Here is a 20,297-nt window from a genome sequence, read left to right as displayed (position 1 = left end):
TAGATCAACCCCTCAGGCAGCGAGAAGCGCTCGCGGAAACGAGCCAAGCTGTCGTTTTTGTCGGCCGCCTGCAAGCTTGCACGGTCGGTTCGAAGGGTGTGGGTGCTCATGGAGATTGTTGCCTTTCTTGACGTATCGAAAGGCCTGGCTCAAGCCGCAACCCCTCAATGCTGTTGGCTAATCATAGAATTATTCACCAATACATTGGTAGCGTGGTGAATAAGTGCTCAGATTCTAAGGAGAATTTCGTGTTGAATTCGGGAAGCATCAAGAACCATCACCGACAACAGAATACTGTTCGGCTCGACGACGCCGATCTGATCATCCTTCAGGAACTCAGCAAGGACGCGCGGACCCCCAACAACCTGCTGGCTTCCCGGGCAGGGATTGCCGCATCGACGTGCCTGGGTCGAGTCCGTGCGCTACAGGACGCTGGTGTCATTCGAGGGTTCCATGCAGACATAAACCCCCGACTACTGGGATTGCAGGTAACAGCAATGGTGTCAGTCATGGTTCGCCCCGACGCGCGGAACGAAATGCTGGAAGCAGCCAGGGCCTTGCAGGCGTTGCCGGAGGTGCAGGACGTTTTTGTTCTGGGTGGAACGCCGGACATTCTTGTCCACGTCATCTGCCAGTCGGTTGAAACCTTGCGGGATTTCGTTGCCCAGCACCTCGGGGCCAAGGCGGCGTTCGCCTCAACCCAAACCAATCTCGTTTTCGAGCATCTTTCCCCTGAGGGGTGACGGCGTCCCAACAAAAGCAGAACGCCTCGGCTTAGGGCGCGGCCTCCGCATAGATTCGCAGCGCCTTCAGGGTTCCGGATTCCGAATCGGCAATCGCGGCGAGTAGCTCGCCAACCTCATCCTCGAGTTCGGCCGCGGCTTCAACACTTACCAGGAGCCGAACCGTGGTTTGCCCCGATCCCTCCGAAAGCTCGTAGCTGTAAAGAACGCTGACGTCACCGCTGCCGGTCGCCAGCGTAATGGATTGCCCATCCTCCAACTCGGTGATAACGAGCTGACGTTCATGCTCCCCGGAGCGGTAATCAAGTACCGTCCCAGGGGTCGTCGTGAGCTGTTCAGCCTCCATCGAGTCGACGCCGGGCATCCATTTCGGTGCGGCCACCCAATCCGTGAGCAAGAACCAGACCCGTGTAGCGGGAACGTGAATCGACTCCTGAACGTCCAAAGCCTGAAAGCGTGTCATGGCCGAATCGTGCCACGAAGCGGCCGGGAATGAAACGCTTATCGTAAACGAAACTTCGCCCTCAGGATCGACCAATGGCTGACCAGACGGAATCCAGCGCGAACGATTTAAGGCCCGGCCAGCGCCGTTACCGAAACTCGCTGGCCCTTAACCCAAAAGTTGTCCGTGCAAACGCGATGTTTGCACGGACAACTTTCATGGCATTGCCGGCGAAAGGCTACTCGGCTTCGATGGCGGCAACCGCCAGCGGGTCAGAGTCGTTGAGGAAGCGGCCGATACGGTCGACTTCCTCGGTTTCGCCAATGGCTGCAGCGGCACGCTGCAGCGCGTACAGCGAGCGCAGGAAGCCGCGGTTGGGTACGTGGCGCCACGGCACTGGACCCTGCCCGCGCCATCCGGACTTGCGCAGGGAGTCCAGGCCGCGGTGGTAGCCAACGCGGGAGTATGCGTAGGACTCGACAAAGCGGCCCTCAGCGTGCGCCTCGTCGGCCAGCAGGGCCCAGCCCAGCGAGGAAGCCGGGAAGGCAGCGGCAATGTCCACTGCCTCGTCGCCGGCGGCCAGACGTGCGTTGACCTCTACCTCTTCGGGCAGCAGGGTTTCGGGGATGCCCAGCAGGTTTGCTCCAAGATCGGCCATGGTTACTTCAGGCTCTTTCCTGCAGAACCAAGCTGAACCGCGGCAGCGGCGATGCGGGCGGCCATCGACTCCTCGGCCTTGGCACCCCAGACGCGCGGGTCGTAGGTCTTCTTGTTGCCGATTTCGCCGTCGATCTTCAGCACGCCGTCGTAGTTGGCGAGCATGTGGCCCGCCACCGGGCGGGTGAAGGCGTACTGGGTGTCGGTGTCGATGTTCATCTTGATGACACCGTAGGAAACCGCATCGGCGATTTCCTTGTCGCTGGAACCCGAGCCGCCGTGGAAGACCAGGTCGAACGGGTTGGCCTTGCCGAGCTTGGCGCCTACCTGCTCCTGGATGTCCTTGAGGATCTCCGGGCGCAGCTTCACGTTGCCCGGCTTGTACACGCCGTGCACGTTGCCGAAGGTCAGTGCGGTGATGTAGCGGCCGTTTTCGCCGGAGCCGAGAGCGGCAACGGTGGCAAGGGCGTCCTCAACGGTCGAGTACAGCTTGTCGTTGATGGCGTTTTCGACGCCGTCCTCTTCGCCGCCGACAGCGCCGATTTCGACCTCGAGGATCTGCTTTGCCGCGGCGGTGCGCGGCAGCAGCTCGGCCGCGATGCGCAGGTTCTCTTCAAGGGTTTCGGCGGAGCCGTCCCACATGTGGGAGTTGAAGAACGGGTTGCGGCCGGCCGCGACCTCTGCCTCGGATGCTGCAAGCAGCGGGAGCACGAAGTCATCGAGCTTGTCTGCCGGGCAGTGGTCGGTATGCAGGGCGATGTTCACGCCGTAGCTCTTGGCTACTTCGCGCGCGAAGGCGGCGAAGGCCAGGGAACCGGTGACCATGTTCTTAATGGAGGCACCCGACCAGTAGGCTGCGCCACCGGTGGAGACCTGAATGATTCCGTCGGATTCTGCTTCCGCGAAGCCACGAATTGCGGCATTCAGGGTCTGCGACGACGTCACGTTGACTGCGGGGAAGGCGTATCCGCCGGCCTTCGCAGAATCAATCATGGCGTTGTACTGTTCCGGGGTTGCGATGGGCATACTGACTCCTGTGTAGATAAGGAATTGTGGGGAGTAGACCTCGTTGGCTACACCCATCCTATCGACACGTGACGTTGATCGCTTACGACATGACGGGTTGCGCCCAGTCATGTCGCGCAGGGCCGCCTCTCGGAAGCCGCTGCGAGCCTTTCCCGGCGCCCCCTTCGCTAGTCCAACTTGGCGGCGCGCCTGACTTGTTCCTCCAGAAGTGCGGCGATTCTTGCAGCCGAGAGCTTTTCCCTTTCCTTCAGAAGCGTTGCGATTTCCTCGTTGGAAAGCGCAGCGATTTCCTCGCTTGCCGCGCCGGCCGGAACCACAGGCTTGGCTTCGGGTTCGGGAACAACTTCTGCCGGCTTCTCGGCCGGCGGGCTGGACGGTCGCTGTGGCGCCACTTCCTTCTCCGGAGGTGCCGAAGTGGTTGGCGGAGCAGGGGCTGTGGTCTCCTTCGGAGTCTGCGTGGTTGAAACCGGCGGCTTCGTCGGAGTCTGCGTGCTCGAAGCCGGTGGCGTGGTCGGTGGCTTCGTCGGCGTTGGGCTTGGTGTTGGCTTCGGAGTCGTCGAAGGCTTGGTCGAAACCGGTGGCTCAACCGGCGGCGGCGTCGGCTTGACGCTGGGCTTGGGCGACGGAACGGGCGATGGCTTGGTGTCAGGCTTCTTTGTCGGCTTCTTTGTCGGCTTCTTGTCGTGGTCCTTCGCCGGCGGCTTTGGCTTGGATCCGGCATCCGGTGAAGCCTCATGAGGCTTCTTGGACGGTGCGTGCACAACGGGCTCCGGCGGCAAATCGATTTCCAGGTCGTGCCCGTTCTCGATCCCGTAATGAGGCGCACCGGTATTGCGGATCGGCTCGGCAGTGATCCTCGTATCGTGCGAATCAAACAACGGATTGGGCTGCCCCGGAATGCCGGGCAGGAAATTTCGGGGATCGTTCCACTGGCCATTCACGATGACTTCGAAGTGCACGTGGCAACCTGTGGAATTCCCGGTTGTTCCGCTCAACGCAATGATTTGGCCCTGCTTGATCTGGTCGCCGACCTTGGCGATCAACCGGGAATTGTGGCTATAGCCGGTCCTCACGGAATTCCCGTGGTCTAGGGTCACTCGCATTCCGGAATGGCCGGCCCATGCGGATTGAACCACGGTGCCGTCTGCTGCCGCGTAGACCGGGGATCCGCATGCGATTGCGTAGTCCTGGCCGATATGGACCTGGGTGCCGGCTCCGGTCGGATTGTGGCGCCACCCGTAGGGGCTGGTGATGTTCCTGGAGGTAACCGGGTGGATCAGCTGAAGCTGACCGGGCAGTATGCCCCGCACACCCAGGCGTTGTCCCGCCAGCATGAGGGTGCTTTGCCCACCGGCCCCGAAGACCGGGTTCCCTGCTGATTGGCCGATCTCTGCGCCTGCATTTGGCCCCGAAGCCAGTCCGCTGTCCAGGGCGGTGCTGGTGAATTCCAGCGAATCCCAGCTGATTGCGTCAACATCGCTGAGTAGCGAGACGTTTACGGGTTGAACGTATACGGCCGGGGCAACCGCATTTTTCGAGGAGGCCCCCGCTTCCAACGGCTCATCTGCAAAACCCAGACCGGGGGCGCCCGATAGCGTAACCGCTGCGGCAACAACAATGCCCAGGGTTGAAACCCTGGAAAGCCGGTTTTTTTGTTTGCTCTTCGGGTGCACACCCCGAGCACGATTTATTTGGTGCTTCCTCACGATGAAATCCCCCATCCTCATGTGAAACGACATGCTCAATGCAACGCAAATACAGAGGATGGATCATCGGTCGGAACCAGCCATTGGATCCAGCTTCCCCAGGAACTGAACACTTAGGCATTACCGTATCCGAGGTGCGCGGATCAGAGAATAGCCGGCAGGCCACTCTTTTGCGATTCGCCGGAAGAACAAGGTTTTCCCAAGCTTTAACCGACTTTTTGGTTAAATACGTGGCGACGGATCCAGGCGTGCATGGCGATGCCCGCGGCAGAGGCTGCGTTGATGGAACGGGTGGAGCCAAATTGCTCAATGGACAGCGTGGCCTCGGCCGACTGGTGGACTTCCTCGCTGAGCCCCGGGCCCTCCTGCCCAAAGACAAGCACGCAATTACGCGGCAATTCGTAGGTCTCAAGCTGCACGGAATCCGGGAAGATGTCGATACCGATGATCGCCAGCCCTTCCTCCTTGGCCCATGCCACGAAATCTTCGACTGTGGGGTGGTGGCGGACGTGCTGGTAGCGGTCGGTCACCATTGCTCCCCGGCGATTCCAGCGGCGACGACCGATAATGTGGACTTCCTTGGCCAGGAAGGCGTTGGCCGTGCGCACCACTGTGCCGATGTTCATGTCATGCTGCCAATTCTCAATGGCAATATGGAAGTCGTGGCGGCGCTCGTCCAGGTCTGCGATGATCGCGTCCATGGTCCAGTAGCGGTACTTGTCGGCAACGTTGCGCCGGTCTCCCGCTTCCAGAAGTTCATGGTCGTAGTGCTCTTCGGTCGGCCACTCACCCTCCCACGGGCCAACGCCCACTTCGGGGCGCTCCTCGAATTCGGGAGCGGTTTCGACGGGTACGGATGCGTTCGTTTCAGCGGCAGGAGTCACCACTCAAGGGTAGTCGTTCGCCTGCAGCCCTCGGCATCGCCCAAGTGAGACGGGTGCCAGGGCTCCTCATGCCGCAGGGCCCGGTGATGCCAAGGAACCCGCGGGCGGCACTCGGGCGTCGTGCCACCGGTGAGAGTTTTCGACGCCGTGGTGGCAAACTGGCGACAGCACCAAATTTTTGCGCCGGATATCCATCCGGCCACTGCATCCGGAGGATCCATGCCCATCATTGACAACGCGATCTACGTGCATGGGAAACGGGTCATCCATCCACCGGATTTGAGCTCGACCTTTGAATCGATGAAGGAGACCGGCGGAATGGGATGGCTCGGGCTGTACCGGCCGAACGCCCAGGAAATGCGCGAGGTCTCCGAAGAGCTGGGCCTCCATGAACTTGCCGTTGAGGACACCCTCGCCGGCCACCAACGCCCCAAGATTGACCACTACGGCGACCATCTCTTTGTCGTATTGCGCCCCGCACGCTATCTCGATGACGTTGAAAAGGTTGAGTTCGGGGAGCTCCACGTATACGTCGGGGCCGATTTTGTGGTGACTGTCCGGCACGCCGAATCACCCAATATCGGGGAGGTCCGCAAACGCATGGAAGACGAACGGGAGCTCCTGGCCATGGGGCCCGAAGCCGTTCTCTATGCGGTGATCGACCAAGTAGTCGATGAATATGAACCGGTTGCCGCAGGCCTGAGCATTGACATCGACGAGATCGAGGAGCAGTTGTTTTCCGGCGAGAACAACGTTTCCCGGCGCATCTATGAACTTTCCCGGGAAGTCATTGAGTTCCAGCGGGCCGTCGCTCCGCTCGATTCGGTGATCGAGCGGCTGCGCAAGGACCTCAAGCTCACGGATCTTGCGCCCGATGACGCACTGGAGCTGGACAGGAAATTCATCGACGTGCAGGACCACGCCATTCGTTTGGCCGAACGCGTCGCATCCTTCAGGGCCCTGCTTGCCAACGCGCTCTCACTGTCCTCAACCCTCGCTTCCCAGCAGGCCACCGAAGCCGGGGTGACGCAGAACGAGCAAATGAAAAAGATCTCGTCCTGGGCAGCGATCCTGTTCGCTCCGAGTTTGATTGGCAGCATTTACGGGATGAATTTTGCCCACATGCCGGAATTGCTTTTCACGTGGGGCTATCCCGTCGCACTGGGCCTCATGGTGGTGCTCAGCCTGGGACTGTTCGTTGTTTTCAAGAAAAACAACTGGTTGTGACCTATCCGCTTCACCACGCCGTTTGAACCTGAAAGACTTATCACCTCAGGTATTCCCCGAAAGGACCCCTAAAGTGCCAACGCATGAACCACGCACCGTGAATGACATCAACTGCTGGCTCACGGATATGGATGGGGTGCTGGTGCACGAAAACCAGGCCATCCCGGGAGCCGCCAAGATGATCGGGCATTGGGTCGCCACCGGCAAGCGATTCCTGGTGCTGACCAATAATTCGATCTACACCCCGCGTGACCTGCGAGCGCGGCTGTTGACTTCGGGGCTGGACGTTCCGGAAAAGAACATCTGGACCTCTGCCATGGCTACCGCGGAGTTCCTGCGCCGCCAGCGTCCGGGAGGCCGCGCCTTCGTGATCGGCGAGGCCGGACTGACCACGGCGTTGCATGACGCCGGCTTCATCCTGACCGACCAGGAACCCGACTACGTGGTGCTGGGTGAGACCCGCACCTATTCCTTCGAGGCGATCACCAAGGCGATTCGCCTGATCAGCGACGGTGCACGGTTCATCACCACCAACCCGGACGCCACGGGGCCGTCCCCCGAAGGGTTGCTGCCGGCCACCGGTGCCGTGGCCGCACTGATTACGCAGGCAACCTCCCGTGTTCCCTACGTGGTGGGCAAGCCCAACCCGATGATGTTCCGCTCGGCGTTGAACCGCATCGATGCGCATTCGGAAACCACCGCCATGATTGGCGACCGCATGGACACCGACATCATCGCGGGCATGGAGGCTGGCCTGCTGACTGTCCTGGTACACACCGGCATCACCCAGCCTGAAGATGTTGCGTCGTTCCCGTTCCGCGCGGACCTGGAGTACCCGTCCGTGGCCGAAATCCACGCCGAACTGATCCAGGGCACCAACGAAGACGGTTCCGGGATCGTCGCGGGTTCCAACGAGGACTAGGAAACCTTCTAAACGTCAAACTCTTATTTCTATGGCCGCGTCGGGTGTTCCGGCGCGGCCACGGTTTTTGCCTGAACCGTGGTGGATTTCCCCGTATGGGGATCGGCCACTAACCAATCAGAACCAGCTGGTCCGCAACGACGCGGCCGTCGTGGATGACGGTTCGGTCGTTGCCGCGGTCCATCACCGCACTGGTCACGGTCTCCCCCGCCAGCAGCACCAAGTCCGCGCGATCCCCCACTCGGAATCCCGGCCTGTCGGTCGTCGCACCAAGGCGGGACAACGTCCGGTCCATGATCGTGGCACCGCCCCAGGTCGCAATGGCCGCGGCATGTTCGATCAGCTCGTCCTGCCGCAGCCCGTGGGTGAATGCCAGCTGCCAGGTGCGCGAGAGCAGGTCGCAATCCCCGTAGGGACTCCAGTAGTCACGCTGGCCGTCCTCGCCCAGCCCCACGCGGATTCCCGCCTCGGTCATGGCGGCGAGGTTGAACTGCTTCCCGGAGGTCGTCGGGGCAACCGTCGCCCACGAAATATCCAGCGCGCTCATCCCCTCCATGACCCGCTCGGTCGCGGCGTCGGAGACGTTGCCCAGCTCGTAGGCGTGCGAGAGCGTGACTCGCCCTTCCATGCCCAACGCCCGGGTGCGCTCCATGATCAGTTCGGTGCTGAAATGCGCCAAGTGGCCGGGCTCGTGCAGGTGGATGTCGATATCCGCCTGGTACTTGTCCGCCAGGCCGAAAACGATGTCGAGGTGCCTGACCGGGTCCCGGTCCAGCTGGCACGGATCGATGCCACCCATGACGGTGGCACCCAGCTTCAGCGACTCTTCCAGGTACTGCACCGTCCCGGGCTCGAGCAGCAGCCCGGCCTGCGGGAAGGCCATGATCTGGACGTCGGCGCTTGCTGCGAATTTTTCCTTGGCGGCCAACACCGCCTCGAACTTTTCGAGCTTGCAGTCCGTATCGATCTGGGCGTAGCTGCGCACCCGCGTGGTGCCGCGGGCAATCATGCGCTCCAACGTCCCCGCCACGCGCTCCGGCAAGGAGATTTCGGCGTCCCGCCAGTTGTTTCGGTCGTTGAGCATCATGCCCCAGACGCCCGGTGCGCCGGTGTGTTCACGGAAGGGCAACCCGATCCGGGTGGAATCGAGGTGCACGTGGACATCGGAGAACGACGGCAGTCCCAGGCGTCCACGGCCATCGACGTCACCGGTTCCGGCGAGCGCGGGAACATGTGGAACGACGCGGCCGATGCGGCCGTCGGTGATCTCGATGTCCACCGGGGCCTGACCCCATGGCCGTACGTTGGTGATTAGCACAGTGCGTTCCCTTGTCTCGTCGGCAAACTCGATGTTCGGTAGCGACGCCGCACCGCGGCCACCTCGATGGGCGATGCCATGGAGAACGCGCAGGTGCGTGATCGCACTCCCTTGTCGCGTATTCGTTCCCAACTCTTCCATGCTGACATGGCCTAAGGCAATGCTGGAAAATGATCTCCCTGGCTTCCCGGGCCTCCCCGCGCCAGCCGTTAAAAACGAAAAACGCGTGTTGGTCTCTTCGCCCCCATAGCGAGAGACCAACACGCGTCGCCTTCAGGTGGCATGCTCTCCTCATGCCATGGCCCCGGCGACCCCTGGGAGTTTTTTAGGCGGGGCAATCCTCGTTGGCCGGTGCAGCCTTGGCCGCGGCAGCCGCCGCCCGCCGTTCGCGGATGTCGTAGACGATGCTGGCGTGGACCGCGTCGGTCAGCTTGTAGCGGGACATGACCAGGACAGCGAGGCCGGACATGACCATCGGGATGGCGCCCGCGGCGATCTGGATTCCCAGAATCGCTTGGTCCGACTGGACGGCCGCGGCCCCGTTGTAGCCGCCCCAGGCCAAGGCGTAGGCAGCCAACGCGCCGCCGATGGCCTGGCCGGCCTTGCGGGTGAAGGAGAACAGGGCGTAAACGATGCCCTCGGTGCGAATGCCTGTTTTCCATTCGCCGTACTCGACGGTGTCGGCCTCAAGCGCCCAGATCACGATGCTGACACCCGACAGGCCGAGGTTCACGACGCTGACGCCAACCACCGCCAGCACGCCAGCACCGGCGGGGGCCAACAGCACGGCCAAACCGCCAAGCATCATCACGCCACCGAACGCCATATACACGGTGTGCTTGCCGATCCGGCGCACCAGTCGCGGCATCAGAGCGCTGAGCACCAGTGCCAGCAGCAGCTGGATGCCGGAAGCCGCGGCGTAGAGTCCGACGTTGCCCATGACATCGCGGAAGTAGTACAGCTGCACCGTGCTCAGCGTCATCGAGCCGGCGAGCAGAACCAGCGAGCTGATGCAGAGCATCAACAGCGGAACGTTTCCCTTGAGCGTGGAGATGCTCTGTTTCAGTGAAACCTGGGCCACGTCGCGCTGGACCTGTTCCTTGGCGGTGAAGGCGCAGAACATGTACAGGGCGACGCCCGCCACAAGGAACACCACCGTCAGGGTCGTGAAGATCGGCTGGAGGTCCGTGTCGTTCTTCAGCATCGGGGCCACCACCATGCCCAGGACGGCACCGATCAGGAAGGCACCGATGGTGCGGGCGCTTCCGAGCTTCGCCCGCTCCGACGGATCCTGGGTCATGGCCCCGGCCAGCGAGCCGTAGGGGATGTTCACCAGCGAATAGGCCAGTCCCAGGGCCGCGTAGGAAAGGTATGCGTAGACAAGCGTTGCGTTGGCGCTCCACCCACCGGGCACGTGGAAGACGGCAAAGGTCAGCAACAGCAGCGGCAGCGAGCCAAGCATGATGAACGGGCGGAACTTGCCCCACCGCTTGGAGTAGGTCTTGTCGACCATGCGGCCGGCAAAGACGTCGGCGAAAGCGTCGAAGATCCGCACGACCAGCAACAGGGTGCCGGCCGCGGCGGCAGAAATTCCCGCCACGTCCGTGTAGTACACCAGCAGGAACATGGTTGCCGTGGTGAAGGCCAGGTTGTTGGCGGCGTCGCCGGCACCGTAGCCGATGATGCTGATTTTCTTCAGTGGTTTCATGATGGCTCCTAAGCCGTTTGCGTGTGCCGCAGGGCGCACGCCTGCTCGGTGACGGGAGCGCTCGCCAACAGAAGGCGGGTAGTACTCCGTGAACTTCTTGTGCTGCGGGTTATGCCCGCAGCGACTGGACAAGCTCTCGCTCCAGACTTTCCGCATTCTGGCTCCAGCGTTCACGCAAGACGAAGGCGGCCGCCTTGGGCTTGCGGTCACGGGTGAAGACGCCCTTCTTGTTGCCGTCCACGCGCATGATGCCCACGGAGGTCTGGAAGTCCGCAAAGTTCCAGACGTGTTCCCCGACCATGGATTCCACCCGGTCAAAGACCCGGTGGTACATCCTCAGGAAATCGGCCTGGTACTCCTCGCTCCACGGCGCGGACACCATGGAGTGGTTACCCGCCATCGTGTCCGCACCGTATTCGGTCATGATCATCGGTTTGCCGTGCTTGGCTTCCCAGGCACGCAATTCGGCCTCGAGTGCCTGCTCGGCGGCCTCGAGGTCACCGGTCTGCAGGTACCAGCCGTAGTAGCGGTTGAGCATGAGCACGTCGAACAGGTCGTCGATGGTGCTCTTGTCGGGGGTGTCGAACATGACGTTGACGTAGCCGATGGGTCGGGTCGGATCCAGTTCGCGGGCCAGCGTCGCCAACGGCTCGAAGTAGGCGCGGGCGCCTTCTTCCTGTGCGTTGGGTTCGTTGGCGATCGACCAGATGGCCACCGACGGGCGGTTCTTGTCGCGGCGGATCAGCTCTTCGATGGCCTGGCGGTGGTTGGCCGCGGTGGCCGCATCGACGGCACCCTCGGCATAGGTCGGGGTGGGGCCCCCGCCAAACACCGCACCGAACATGTTGTTCAGGCCCACGGCGGCGGTCTCGTTGATGACCACCAGTCCGTGGCGGTCGGCGTAGTCCATGACCTCTTCGGCGTAGGGGTAGTGCGAGGTGCGGAAGGAGTTGGCACCGGTCCACGCCAACAGATTGAAGTCGGCGACCATCAGGGTGTTGTTGTGGGCCTTGCCGATGGTGATGTGGTCCTCGTGCATGCCGAACCCGGTGAACTTGAACGGTTCGCCGTTGATCAGGAAGCGGTTGCCGTCCACGGCAACCGTGCGCACGCCGAAGTTCTCGGTGTAGGAGTCGACGAGTTCACCGGCGCGGTGGATCTCCACGAGAAGTCGGTACAGGTAGCCGGCGCCCGGCTTCCACAGGGTGACGTTCGGGATGTCCAGGCGACCGGAGGTGCCGGTTCCGGCGGCAACCTCGTTGTCGTCGGCGTCCAGGACCGTCAGGCGCACCTCTTCGGTTCCGGTGGCACCGGCCAGCTCGAGGGTGTAGTCGACGGTTCCGGCGGTTCCGGCGAAGTCTGTCACGATGGTGACGTCGTCAAGTGTGGTTTCGGGGGTCGAGTACAGCCACAGGCTGCGGTGCAGGCCGGAGTAGTTGTAGAAATCGTGCAGGTAGGTCTGTTTGTCCCGCCCGTTGGCGCCGGCCTCGACCTTGCCCGGGGGAATCGTCGCCTGGGTGAGCGTGTTGTTGACGGCGATGGTCAGGCGGAAAGTCTCGCCCGCGGTCACCAGGTCGGTGATGTCCGCACCGAACGGCATGTAGCCGCCAACGTGCGAGACCACCAGGGTGTCGTTGACGTAGACGTTGCCCTCGTGGGTGGCCGAGTCCAGGCGCAGGTTCACACGCTGCCCGTTCCAGCCGCGCGGAATGCGGATCTCGCGCTGGTACCAAACCCAACCCACGTGATCGCGGATTTCCGGTTCGGTGAAAACGTCGTTGTAGCTTCCCGGCACACCCATTTCCAACTCAGTGGAAAGTCGCTCGGCGAACCATTTCTCTGCATGGCCGCTACCCTCGTGGTCGACGCGGAAGGCATAGAGACCGTCCAGGTTGACCAATTCGCGGGTCGGGGAATTCTGCGGCTTAAGCATCGTTGCTTCCTTGCAATTGAGGGGGAAAGTGAGCTGGGCTACACCGAGCATGAGATTGAGTCTAGGAATGCGCAGATGCAGTAGCAATCAATTGCCATATGTTGCCTCGGCCCCCGCAACTATTCGTCATGCGGCTCGATGTGCTGCCATCGGCCGGCATGGATGCGGAGCCGGGGAAGTTGGTGTTTGTTGTTCCGGGGGCGTGGCGGTTCCGGGGGCGCTCAGGCACCAGTGAGGTCCGTTAAATGCTTCACGCCGGCACCCCCAAGGGTGCCGGCGTGAAGCTCGGAAAAGCTAGACTCGTGCGTCGAACTTGCCCTCAGTGACAATCCGGGAGTTCAGTTCGGCCAGGAACTGGTCTTCATCGAAGTCGAGTCCGACCTCGGAGCCGGTCCAGCTGGAGAGGTGGATGGCGTTGGCCAGGCGCACCCCGTTGATGCCGTCGGCGCCGGGCGCCAGCAGTTCGGTGCCGTTGAGGATGTGCTGGGCGAAGTTTTCCAGGACGCCCGCGTGCTGGGTTCCCCACTCGGAGGGGAACTCGATGGTTTCCTTCTCGTAGTAGTCCTCCGGATTCAGGCTCCCCGTGAAGAGCTTGAACACGTCCTCCATGCCCATGGAATCGCTCAGCTCGCGCTCTGGCTTCTTCAGGCGCGTGACGGTCGCGGTCTTGCTGTCTTCGACGACGATCTTGCCTTGGTCGCCCAGGATCTCGAAGCGGTCGGTGCCCGTGAGGTCGTGGGTCGCGGTGATGAAGGTTCCGGTGACGCCGTCGCCGAAGTCTGCCACGGCGGTGACCTCGTCCTCCACGGCAATGTCGCGACGGAAGCCGTAGGAGACCTTGGCGTAGACGGACTTCGGCACGCCGCAGATCCACTGCCACAAATCCAGCTGGTGCGGTGCCTGGTTGACCAGCACGCCGCCGCCTTCCCCGCCCCAGGTCGCGCGCCATTCGGACTGGTTGTAGTAGCCCTGCGGACGCCACCAGGTGGTGATGATCCAGTTGGAGCGGCGGATCGCGCCGATTTCGCCGTTTTCGACGATCTCCTTCAAACGCTGGTACAGCGGGTTGTTGCGCTGGTTGAACATGATGGCGAACGCGACCTGCGGGTTCGCCGCGGCCACCTCCAGCAGCTCGTTGACCTGCCCGGTGTAGACGCCTGCCGGCTTTTCCACCATGACGTTGACGCCTGCGTTGATGGCGTCGATGCCCATCTGCGGGTGCAGGTAGTGCGGGACGCAGGTGACAACCGCGTCGACGGTGCCGCTGGCCAGCATTTCCTCGTGGGTCTCAAACACCGGGATTCCGGGGTAGGTCTCGGCGGCGAACGCGCGGCGTGCCGGGTCGGTGTCGGCGATCGAGCCGATGCCCATGGACGGCACCATGCCGTCGGCAATGAACTTGGCGTACATGCCGCCCTGGGCGCCGAGGCCGATGATTCCCAGGCGGATGGTCTTGTTTTCAGACATTCGAGTATCTTCCTTACGTTGCCGGTTAGGCGGAAATGGTCGAGGTGTTTTCGGCGGCGAACAGCTCGCCGAAGCCGAGGCTGGTGAGGTTGTCGTAGGAGGTCTGCAGGGCTTCCCAGACCGTGCGGCCGTAGAGTTCGTCCTGCTCCACCAGCAGGTATTCGGCGCCGGAGGCGATCGCCGTCGGGATGATCGAGGCGAAGTCGAGGTTGCCCTCGCCGACCTCGGCGAATTGGACGACATTCTTGAACTCGGCCATGAAGCCGGGGAAGTCTCCTGCCTGCAACAGGCCCATGGCCGAGGCCGGCAGCTGGCCGATGCGATAGTCCTTCAGGTGCACCATGGCCGTCTTGCCCGCGTACTTTTCCAGGGTGCGCACCGGGTCGAGCCCGCCGCGCTGGACCCAGTGCACGTCGATTTCCATGCCCATGGCCGGGGAGTTTTCCGCAATGATGTCGAGCATGTACTTGCCCTCAAACTTCGCGAACTCGATGTGGTGGTTGTGGTAGTAGAGCTTCAGGCCCTGCTCGGCGAGGCGCTCGGCGTAGCCGTTGGCGGCCTTGGCGAAGTCGACCACGGCGTCGATCGAGGACATGGCGCCGAAGGGCAGCATGCCGATGCGCAGCAGTTTGGAGTCCAGGCGGTGTGCGTCATCGACGATCTTCTCGAAGTTCGCGGCCAGAGAGTCCCCCGGCATGCCCGGGGGCGTTTCCATGGCGACCGAGAGCGCCGCGATGTCCATGCCCAGTTCGCTTTGCGAACGCTCCAGCTCGGCGACGTTTTCAGCGGTCATGGGGATCTGCGAAATCTCCACCGCGTTGTAGCCGATGTCGCTGACCTTGCGCAGCGTCTCGAACGCCCCGACCTCAGCGAAGCTGTCCTTGAGCATCATTGCCTGTACGCCGATTGTGGCCATTGAGTATTCCTCCGTTGGTTGATGGACCCAGGGCCGGGTCCGGTGTTCGATGGGGGTTTCGCCTGCCTCAGGAGGCGATCGCCCCGGCCTGCTCGTGTTGTTGCCGCTGGATTTCCAGCAGTCGGTGGCGATCGGCCCGGCGTTGCTCCTGGCGGTCCGGGTCGGGCACCGGGGAAGCCAGCAGGAGCCGTTGGGTGTATGGGTGTTCGGGGTTCCGGGTGACGACCTCTGCCGGCCCCTGTTCGACGATCTCCCCGTGGTACATCACGGCCACGCGGTGGCTGATGTGCCGCACGACGTCCAGGTCGTGGGAGACGAAGAGGTAGGAAACCCCGGTATCCTTTTGGATCTGCAGGAACAGGTCCAGCACCCGGGCCTGTGTGGTCAGGTCCAGGGCGCTGACGGGTTCGTCGCAGACGATGAGCTTGGGCGAGAGGGCCAGGGCGCGGGCGATGGCCACGCGCTGGCGCTGCCCGCCGCTGAACTCTCGCGGCAGCCGGTGGATGGCGTCGGCCGGCAGGTTCACCTGGTCCAGCAATTCGCGCACGCGCTTGCGGGCGGCCGCCGGTTCCATACCCTGCACGCTGAGCGGCTCGGCGAGGATGTCGCCGATCTCCAGCGCCGGGTTCAGCGAGGTGTAGGGGTCCTGGAAGACCACCTGCAAATCCCTGCTCAGGGCGCGGCGTTCCTTCCGGGTGGCATGGCCGATGTCCTTGCCTTCCAGCATGATCTTGCCGGCGGTGACCGGGGCGAGCCCCAGCACCGCACGGCCCAGGGTGGTCTTGCCGGAGCCCGACTCCCCCACCAGGCCCAGGGTTTCGCCCCGGCCGATGCTGATGTTGATGTCGGTCAGCGCACGGAACGACTTGCCGCGAAAGCGCTGGCTCGGGTATTCGACCACCAGGTCTTCGACGCTGAGCAGTGGTGTTTCGGATCTTGCGGTCATGGCGTGCGGGCCTTTCCGGCGGACGGGACGAGCATGCTCATCGGTTCCTTGTTCTCCAGCATCGAGGACAGCAGGATCTTGGTGTACTCCTGCGTCGGGGTGCGCAGGATCTCCCGCACCGGGCCTTCTTCGACCAGCCGGCCGTTCTGCATGACCACCACACGGTCGCAGAGGTCCGCAACGACGCCGAAGTTGTGGGTCACCATGATGACCCCGATGTCCAGCCGGTCGCGTAGCTCGCGCAGCAGGTCGAGGATCTCGGCCTGCACCGTCACGTCCAACGCGGTGGTTGGCTCGTCGGCGATCAACAGGTCGGGTTCGCAACTGATGGCGCCGGCGATCAGCACGCGCTGGGCCATGCCGCCGGAAACCTCGTGCGGGTAGGCGCCGAAGGTGCGCTCCGGGTTCACGATGCCGACGTCGCCCAGCAGCTTCAGGGCCCGGGCCTTGGCCTCCGCCTTGGAGATGCCCAAGATCCGCACCATCGGGGTGACCAGCTGGTATCCGATGGTGAAGGCCGGATCCAGGTTGCTCATCGGCTCCTGCGGGATGTAGGAGATGCGCTTGCCGCGCAGCTTGGTCAGCCGGTCCTGGCCCACCGTCGTGTCCCCCGGGGCGACGGTGTAGTTGCCGTCGAACTGGATGGATCCGGCCACGATCCGCGCGGTGTCCGGCAGCAAACCCAGGATGGAGAACGCGGTCTGCGACTTGCCGGACCCGGATTCGCCCACGATGCCCAGTATCTCGCCGCGGTCCACGTGGAAGGAGACGTTGTCAACGACCTTCTTGACGGACCCGTCGGCCTGCGGGTAGCCGACCCCCAGGTTGGTGACCTTGACCAGGTGGTGCTCGGTTCCCGAATCCACTGCCGCAACGTTCTTGCGGTTGGTGCGCACCGGGGTTTCCGTTGGCCCGGTCTTCGGGGCCTGGGGGATGCGGCGGGCCTTGATCTTTTCGCCGTCCTCGAGCGCATCGCGGATGGCGTTGCCCAGCAAAACCAGGCCGCCGATGGTCAACGCCATGGCGAAGGCCGGCCAGAACAGCAGGGTCGGCTTGAGGTAGACGTTCTTGAATCCCTCGCTGAGCATGACGCCCCAGGTGGCCTTGGACGGGTCGCCCAGGCCCAGGAACTCAAGCGCCGACTGGATGGAAATGGCAACACCGGCAATGGCCGCGGTCTGGATGATGATGGGCGCGCGGACCACCGAGAAGATGTGCCTGGCCATGATGCGGCCGTCCGACAGGCCGGAGACCCGCGCGGCGTCGACGTACAGTTCGTTGCGGACCGACTGCACGGCGGAGCGTGTCAGCCGGAAGTAGGACGGGGAGAGCAGCACGCCGAAGGCGATCATGGCCACCCACACCGAGGGGCCGAAGGCCGCACGGATGGTCAACAGCACGATCAGCCCGGGAAGGCTCATCAGGATGCCGACGATCCAGTTGGAGACGCTCTCGAAGAGCCCCGCGTAGTATCCGGCGATCAGGCCCGCGGGCAGGCCGATGGCTATGGCCACGGCCGCGCACAGCAGCGCCGAGAGCAGCGTGAGTTGGCCGCCGAAGAGGAGCCTGCTCCAGACGTCGCGCCCGGCACTGTCGGTGCCCATGATGTTCACGCTGTCCGGTGCGGCCAGCGTCTTGGCGATGTTGGCGTAGTTCTGGTCGAACGGGGCCAGCATCGGGGCCAGCGCCGTGAGCAGCACGACGACCAGCAGGATGGCGATGGCAATGATGCCCATCGGGTTCTTGAACAACCGGCGCAGCGCCGTCGAGCGGACCACCGTGCCGCTCTGGCCCGTGGGTGCCGCTGCCGCCGGGGCTGCCGGGGCAACCGGGGCCAGTTCCTCCGCGGTCTTGACGGATTCACTCATGAGACACGCACCTTCGGGTTGAGCCAGCCGTTGAGGATGTCGACCAGCAGATTCACGATGATCACCACGACGACCGTGTACATGACCACGCCCATGACCACGGGCAGGTCCGATTGGCCGGTTGCCATGACCGCGAGCGGGCCCATGCCGGGCAGCGCGAAGATCTGCTCGATGATGACCACGCCGCCGAGCATGCCGATCAGCTGCAGGCTCAACACGGTCAGGCCGGCGGGGGCCGCGCTGCGCAGCACGTGCTTGAAGAGGATTTCCCTCTCGCCGATGCCGCGGCTTCGCAGCGTGCGGACGTAGTCCTTCTCGAGCTGCTTGATGACGGCGCTGCGGATCTGCTGCGCGCCGCCGGTGACCCCGTTGATCAACAGGGCGATGACCGGAAGGGTCATCGAATAGACCCAGGCTGCGGGGCCCGATCCTGGAGAGATGGTGCTGGTGGCCGGAAAGAGCCCCGCCTGGATTGCCAGGAAAGTGACCAGAATAATGCCAATGACAAAGCCCGGGATCGAATCTCCGATCACGGCGCCGATCTGGACGAGTCGGTCGACCCAGCCCCGCTTCACCGCGGCCAGCACCCCGACCAGGGCCGCGATGATCGCGATGAGGATCATCGCGGTGAACACCATGGTCATGGTGACCGGAATGCGGGTGGCCAACGAGTTGGCCACGGGCTCCGAGGTGAACCAGGATGCGCCCAGGTCCCCGCGCAGGGCGTTCCCCAGCCAGCCGAAGTAGCGCAGCACCAGGGGCTGGTCGAGACCGAGCTCCTGCTCCTTGAGTGCGACCTGCTCGGCGCTGGCTGCATCGCCAAGGATGTTCCTGGCGATGGACCCGCTGGAGACATACAGCAGGACGAATGTCAGGACAGACACGGCGAACAGCACCACCGCTCCGCTGCCCAGTCGTTTGGCAATAAACGTGATCACGATGGTCCTACTTGGCCGGCGAGTAGTTGTAGATCGACGGGACGGCCTGCTGGGTCTGCGGGACCACGTCTACCTTGGCATTGTGGTAGTACATCTGGTTGACGCGGAACAACGGGGCGAACCAGGCGTTCTCCACGACGTACTTGTTGACCTTCTGCGCCAGTTCCGGGGCCTTGTCGCCGCCGTTGCGCACCGCATCGATGTCGGCCTGCAGGTCCGAGGACGTGTTCTTGAACGGGTTGTAGAGCGCCTGGGTGGAGACGATCTGGTCGATGGCCACGGTCGGCTGGCCCTGGAAAAGCGAGAAGTACATGCTTGAGAACTTCTGCGCCGCGATATCGCTGGTGAAGGTGTTCGTCAGGGCGGCACCGACGTTCAGGGTGATGCCCACGTCGGCCAGCTGCTGCTTGACGACGGAGATCTGGGTCTGGAAATCTGGGATGCCGGGGACCTCGAGCGTCAGGCCGTTCTCGTAGCCTGCCTCCTTGAGCAGGGCCTTGGCCTTGGCCGGGTCGTAGGAGTAGTAGTTCTCCAATTCCTCGGTCCAGGCGCCGCTGGCCTTGCCGAACGGCTGGGAGGTCGGGGTGCCTTGGCCGAGCAGGACCTGGTCGAGGATGGTCTTGCGGTCGAAGGCGTAGTTGATGGCCTGGCGGACCCTGACGTCCTTCAGTGCCGGGTTTGCCTTGCCGTCGCGGTCGAAGAGGATCAGGCCCTGCCAGTCGACCTCGTTGGCAGCGAGGATCATCTTGGCACCCTCGGCCTGCTTGCCGGTCTTGGGGTCCAGGAGCGTGGCGTCGACCTGGCCGGAGACCAGGGCGTTGGTGCGTGCGGTCGGGTCGGTCAGGACCTTCAGCGTCAGCTTCTGGTACTTCTGCAGGTCCTTGTTCCAGTAGCCCTCACGGGCGGTGAACACGGCCTGCGAATCCTTCACGGTCGCCGCCTTGTCCATGACGTACGGGCCGGAGCCAACAGGTTCGGTCTTGATGCCCTCGGTGCCGAGCGCCTCCGGGCTGCCCATGAGACCGGCGGCCTGGCTCAGGAAATACTCGAGTGCCGGATCCGCAGCCTTGAGCTCGATGTCGATGGTGTCAGCATCAACGACCTTGACGTCCTCGACGGACTTGAGCTGTGCCATCTGCGGACCGTTGGCCTCGCGGAAGTGGTCGAGATTGGCCTTCGCGGCGGCGGCGTCGAAGACCGCACCGTCGCTGAACGTCACGCCCTCGCGAAGATCGACGGTGAGCTTGGTGTTCTCCGTGTTGTACTTCCACTCCGTGGCCAGCATGGGGCTGAGCTTGCCGTCCGGATCGCGCAGGATGAGCGTGTCGTAGGCCGCCTGGTAGGGCTGGAGAAGATGGCCTACGTGCGCCTGGGCAGGATCCCACGAACGTACGTCCTGGGTCGTTCCGATGGTCAGCGCGGCGGAGGCTGCCTGCGGTGCGGTACCGGAGGCTCCGGCACCGCCGCTGCAGGCCGTAAGCATGAGCGCCGAACCGATGACCGCCGCGGTGGCTGTCGTTTTGGGACCAAACTTCATTGTGGGGCTCCTCTGAGTCCAAATTCCGTTGAGAAAGAAGAAGGGTGATTTAGTGGCGT

The 20,297-nt window shown here is 63.2% G+C and carries 17 protein-coding genes; 3 read left to right on the top strand and 14 right to left on the bottom strand.

Going from position 1 to position 20,297, the window contains the following annotated elements; all coding sequences use genetic code 11:
* Window positions 1-248: 248 nt before the first annotated feature.
* The gene (locus tag ACIQLF_RS20930; protein WP_400302888.1) at window positions 249-743 is read left to right on the top strand and encodes an Lrp/AsnC family transcriptional regulator; all 495 of its coding nucleotides are present in this window, start codon (window positions 249-251) and stop codon (window positions 741-743) included.
* 31 nt (window positions 744-774) lie between these two features.
* Here the strand turns inward: ACIQLF_RS20930 and ACIQLF_RS20925 are convergent, their stop codons facing one another.
* The 5 genes from ACIQLF_RS20925 to ACIQLF_RS20905 all read right to left on the bottom strand — a co-directional run bounded on the left by ACIQLF_RS20925 (window position 775) and on the right by ACIQLF_RS20905 (window position 5,386).
* Window positions 775-1,206: an SRPBCC family protein gene (locus ACIQLF_RS20925; protein ID WP_400302886.1), complete on the bottom strand. Its 432-nt coding sequence runs from the start codon at window positions 1,204-1,206 to the stop codon at window positions 775-777.
* A gap of 217 nt (window positions 1,207-1,423) precedes the next feature.
* Window positions 1,424-1,843 carry a DUF3151 domain-containing protein gene (locus ACIQLF_RS20920; RefSeq protein ID WP_400302883.1) on the bottom strand — a complete coding sequence of 140 codons (420 nt, stop codon included), beginning with the start codon at window positions 1,841-1,843 and terminating at the stop codon, window positions 1,424-1,426.
* Window positions 1,844-1,845: 2 nt separating this feature from the next.
* A complete protein-coding gene (gene fbaA, locus ACIQLF_RS20915) occupies window positions 1,846-2,868 on the bottom strand; it encodes a class II fructose-bisphosphate aldolase (protein ID WP_400302880.1) in 1,023 nt (340 codons plus the stop codon).
* A gap of 167 nt (window positions 2,869-3,035) precedes the next feature.
* Window positions 3,036-4,424, bottom strand: a complete 1,389-nt coding sequence (locus ACIQLF_RS20910) for a peptidoglycan DD-metalloendopeptidase family protein (protein ID WP_400302877.1) — start codon at window positions 4,422-4,424, stop codon at window positions 3,036-3,038.
* 356 nt (window positions 4,425-4,780) lie between these two features.
* Window positions 4,781-5,386 carry a TrmH family RNA methyltransferase gene (locus ACIQLF_RS20905; protein ID WP_400302900.1) on the bottom strand — a complete coding sequence of 202 codons (606 nt, stop codon included), beginning with the start codon at window positions 5,384-5,386 and terminating at the stop codon, window positions 4,781-4,783.
* A gap of 291 nt (window positions 5,387-5,677) precedes the next feature.
* On the opposite strand from ACIQLF_RS20905, the gene ACIQLF_RS20900 reads away from it, so the two are divergent.
* A complete protein-coding gene (locus ACIQLF_RS20900) occupies window positions 5,678-6,685 on the top strand; it encodes a magnesium and cobalt transport protein CorA (protein ID WP_400302874.1) in 1,008 nt (335 codons plus the stop codon).
* Window positions 6,686-6,812: 127 nt separating this feature from the next.
* A complete protein-coding gene (locus ACIQLF_RS20895; protein WP_400302897.1) occupies window positions 6,813-7,607 on the top strand; it encodes an HAD-IIA family hydrolase in 795 nt (264 codons plus the stop codon).
* Between the two features lie 109 nt (window positions 7,608-7,716).
* On the opposite strand, the gene ACIQLF_RS20890 is transcribed toward ACIQLF_RS20895, so the two are convergent.
* From ACIQLF_RS20890 to ACIQLF_RS20850, 9 genes are all read right to left on the bottom strand, one after another.
* The gene (locus ACIQLF_RS20890; protein ID WP_400302871.1) at window positions 7,717-8,925 is read right to left on the bottom strand and encodes an amidohydrolase family protein; all 1,209 of its coding nucleotides are present in this window, start codon (window positions 8,923-8,925) and stop codon (window positions 7,717-7,719) included.
* Window positions 8,926-9,250: 325 nt separating this feature from the next.
* Window positions 9,251-10,633 carry a glucuronide transporter gene (uidB, locus tag ACIQLF_RS20885; protein WP_400302868.1) on the bottom strand — a complete coding sequence of 461 codons (1,383 nt, stop codon included), beginning with the start codon at window positions 10,631-10,633 and terminating at the stop codon, window positions 9,251-9,253.
* A 109-nt stretch (window positions 10,634-10,742) separates the two neighbouring features.
* Window positions 10,743-12,566, bottom strand: coding sequence for a beta-glucuronidase (gene uidA, locus ACIQLF_RS20880; RefSeq protein WP_400302866.1), 1,824 nt, complete (start codon window positions 12,564-12,566; stop codon window positions 10,743-10,745).
* A 294-nt stretch (window positions 12,567-12,860) separates the two neighbouring features.
* A complete protein-coding gene (locus ACIQLF_RS20875; protein ID WP_400302863.1) occupies window positions 12,861-14,033 on the bottom strand; it encodes a Gfo/Idh/MocA family protein in 1,173 nt (390 codons plus the stop codon).
* A 25-nt stretch (window positions 14,034-14,058) separates the two neighbouring features.
* On the bottom strand, window positions 14,059-14,949 hold the full coding sequence (locus ACIQLF_RS20870) for a sugar phosphate isomerase/epimerase family protein (RefSeq protein WP_400302860.1): 891 nt from the start codon (window positions 14,947-14,949) through the stop codon (window positions 14,059-14,061).
* Window positions 14,950-15,016: 67 nt separating this feature from the next.
* A complete protein-coding gene (locus tag ACIQLF_RS20865; RefSeq protein WP_400302858.1) occupies window positions 15,017-15,895 on the bottom strand; it encodes an ATP-binding cassette domain-containing protein in 879 nt (292 codons plus the stop codon).
* Window positions 15,892-17,763, bottom strand: coding sequence for a dipeptide/oligopeptide/nickel ABC transporter permease/ATP-binding protein (locus tag ACIQLF_RS20860; RefSeq protein WP_400302856.1), 1,872 nt, complete (start codon window positions 17,761-17,763; stop codon window positions 15,892-15,894). Before ACIQLF_RS20860 ends, ACIQLF_RS20865 begins: the two co-directional genes overlap by 4 nt.
* The gene (locus ACIQLF_RS20855) at window positions 17,760-18,701 is read right to left on the bottom strand and encodes an ABC transporter permease (RefSeq protein ID WP_400302853.1); all 942 of its coding nucleotides are present in this window, start codon (window positions 18,699-18,701) and stop codon (window positions 17,760-17,762) included. The genes ACIQLF_RS20860 and ACIQLF_RS20855 overlap by 4 nt, the downstream gene beginning before the upstream one ends.
* Before the next feature lie 7 nt (window positions 18,702-18,708).
* Complete coding sequence (locus ACIQLF_RS20850) at window positions 18,709-20,238, bottom strand: ABC transporter substrate-binding protein (protein ID WP_400302851.1); 1,530 nt, start codon at window positions 20,236-20,238, stop codon at window positions 18,709-18,711.
* Between the last annotated feature and the right edge of the window lie 59 nt (window positions 20,239-20,297).

Origin of the sequence: Paeniglutamicibacter sp. NPDC091659, from assembly GCF_044756805.1 — a bacterium.
Lineage (GTDB): Bacteria > Actinomycetota > Actinomycetes > Actinomycetales > Micrococcaceae > Paeniglutamicibacter.
The sequence above is the reverse complement of the archived record's forward strand: the minus strand, read 5'-3'. Positions and strand labels throughout refer to the sequence as shown.

Coding starts and splice junctions, on each gene's coding strand:
- uidA (WP_400302866.1), bottom strand. CDS start 12,566: ATGCTTAAGCCGCAGAATTCCCCGACCCGCGAATTGGTCAACCTGGAC.
- fbaA (WP_400302880.1), bottom strand. CDS start 2,868: ATGCCCATCGCAACCCCGGAACAGTACAACGCCATGATTGATTCTGCG.
- ACIQLF_RS20860 (WP_400302856.1), bottom strand. CDS start 17,763: ATGAGTGAATCCGTCAAGACCGCGGAGGAACTGGCCCCGGTTGCCCCG.
- ACIQLF_RS20870 (WP_400302860.1), bottom strand. CDS start 14,949: ATGGCCACAATCGGCGTACAGGCAATGATGCTCAAGGACAGCTTCGCT.
- ACIQLF_RS20895 (WP_400302897.1), top strand. CDS start 6,813: ATGGATGGGGTGCTGGTGCACGAAAACCAGGCCATCCCGGGAGCCGCC.
- ACIQLF_RS20925 (WP_400302886.1), bottom strand. CDS start 1,206: ATGACACGCTTTCAGGCTTTGGACGTTCAGGAGTCGATTCACGTTCCC.
- ACIQLF_RS20850 (WP_400302851.1), bottom strand. CDS start 20,238: ATGAAGTTTGGTCCCAAAACGACAGCCACCGCGGCGGTCATCGGTTCG.
- ACIQLF_RS20920 (WP_400302883.1), bottom strand. CDS start 1,843: ATGGCCGATCTTGGAGCAAACCTGCTGGGCATCCCCGAAACCCTGCTG.
- ACIQLF_RS20865 (WP_400302858.1), bottom strand. CDS start 15,895: ATGACCGCAAGATCCGAAACACCACTGCTCAGCGTCGAAGACCTGGTG.
- ACIQLF_RS20875 (WP_400302863.1), bottom strand. CDS start 14,033: ATGTCTGAAAACAAGACCATCCGCCTGGGAATCATCGGCCTCGGCGCC.
- ACIQLF_RS20900 (WP_400302874.1), top strand. CDS start 5,678: ATGCCCATCATTGACAACGCGATCTACGTGCATGGGAAACGGGTCATC.
- uidB (WP_400302868.1), bottom strand. CDS start 10,633: ATGAAACCACTGAAGAAAATCAGCATCATCGGCTACGGTGCCGGCGAC.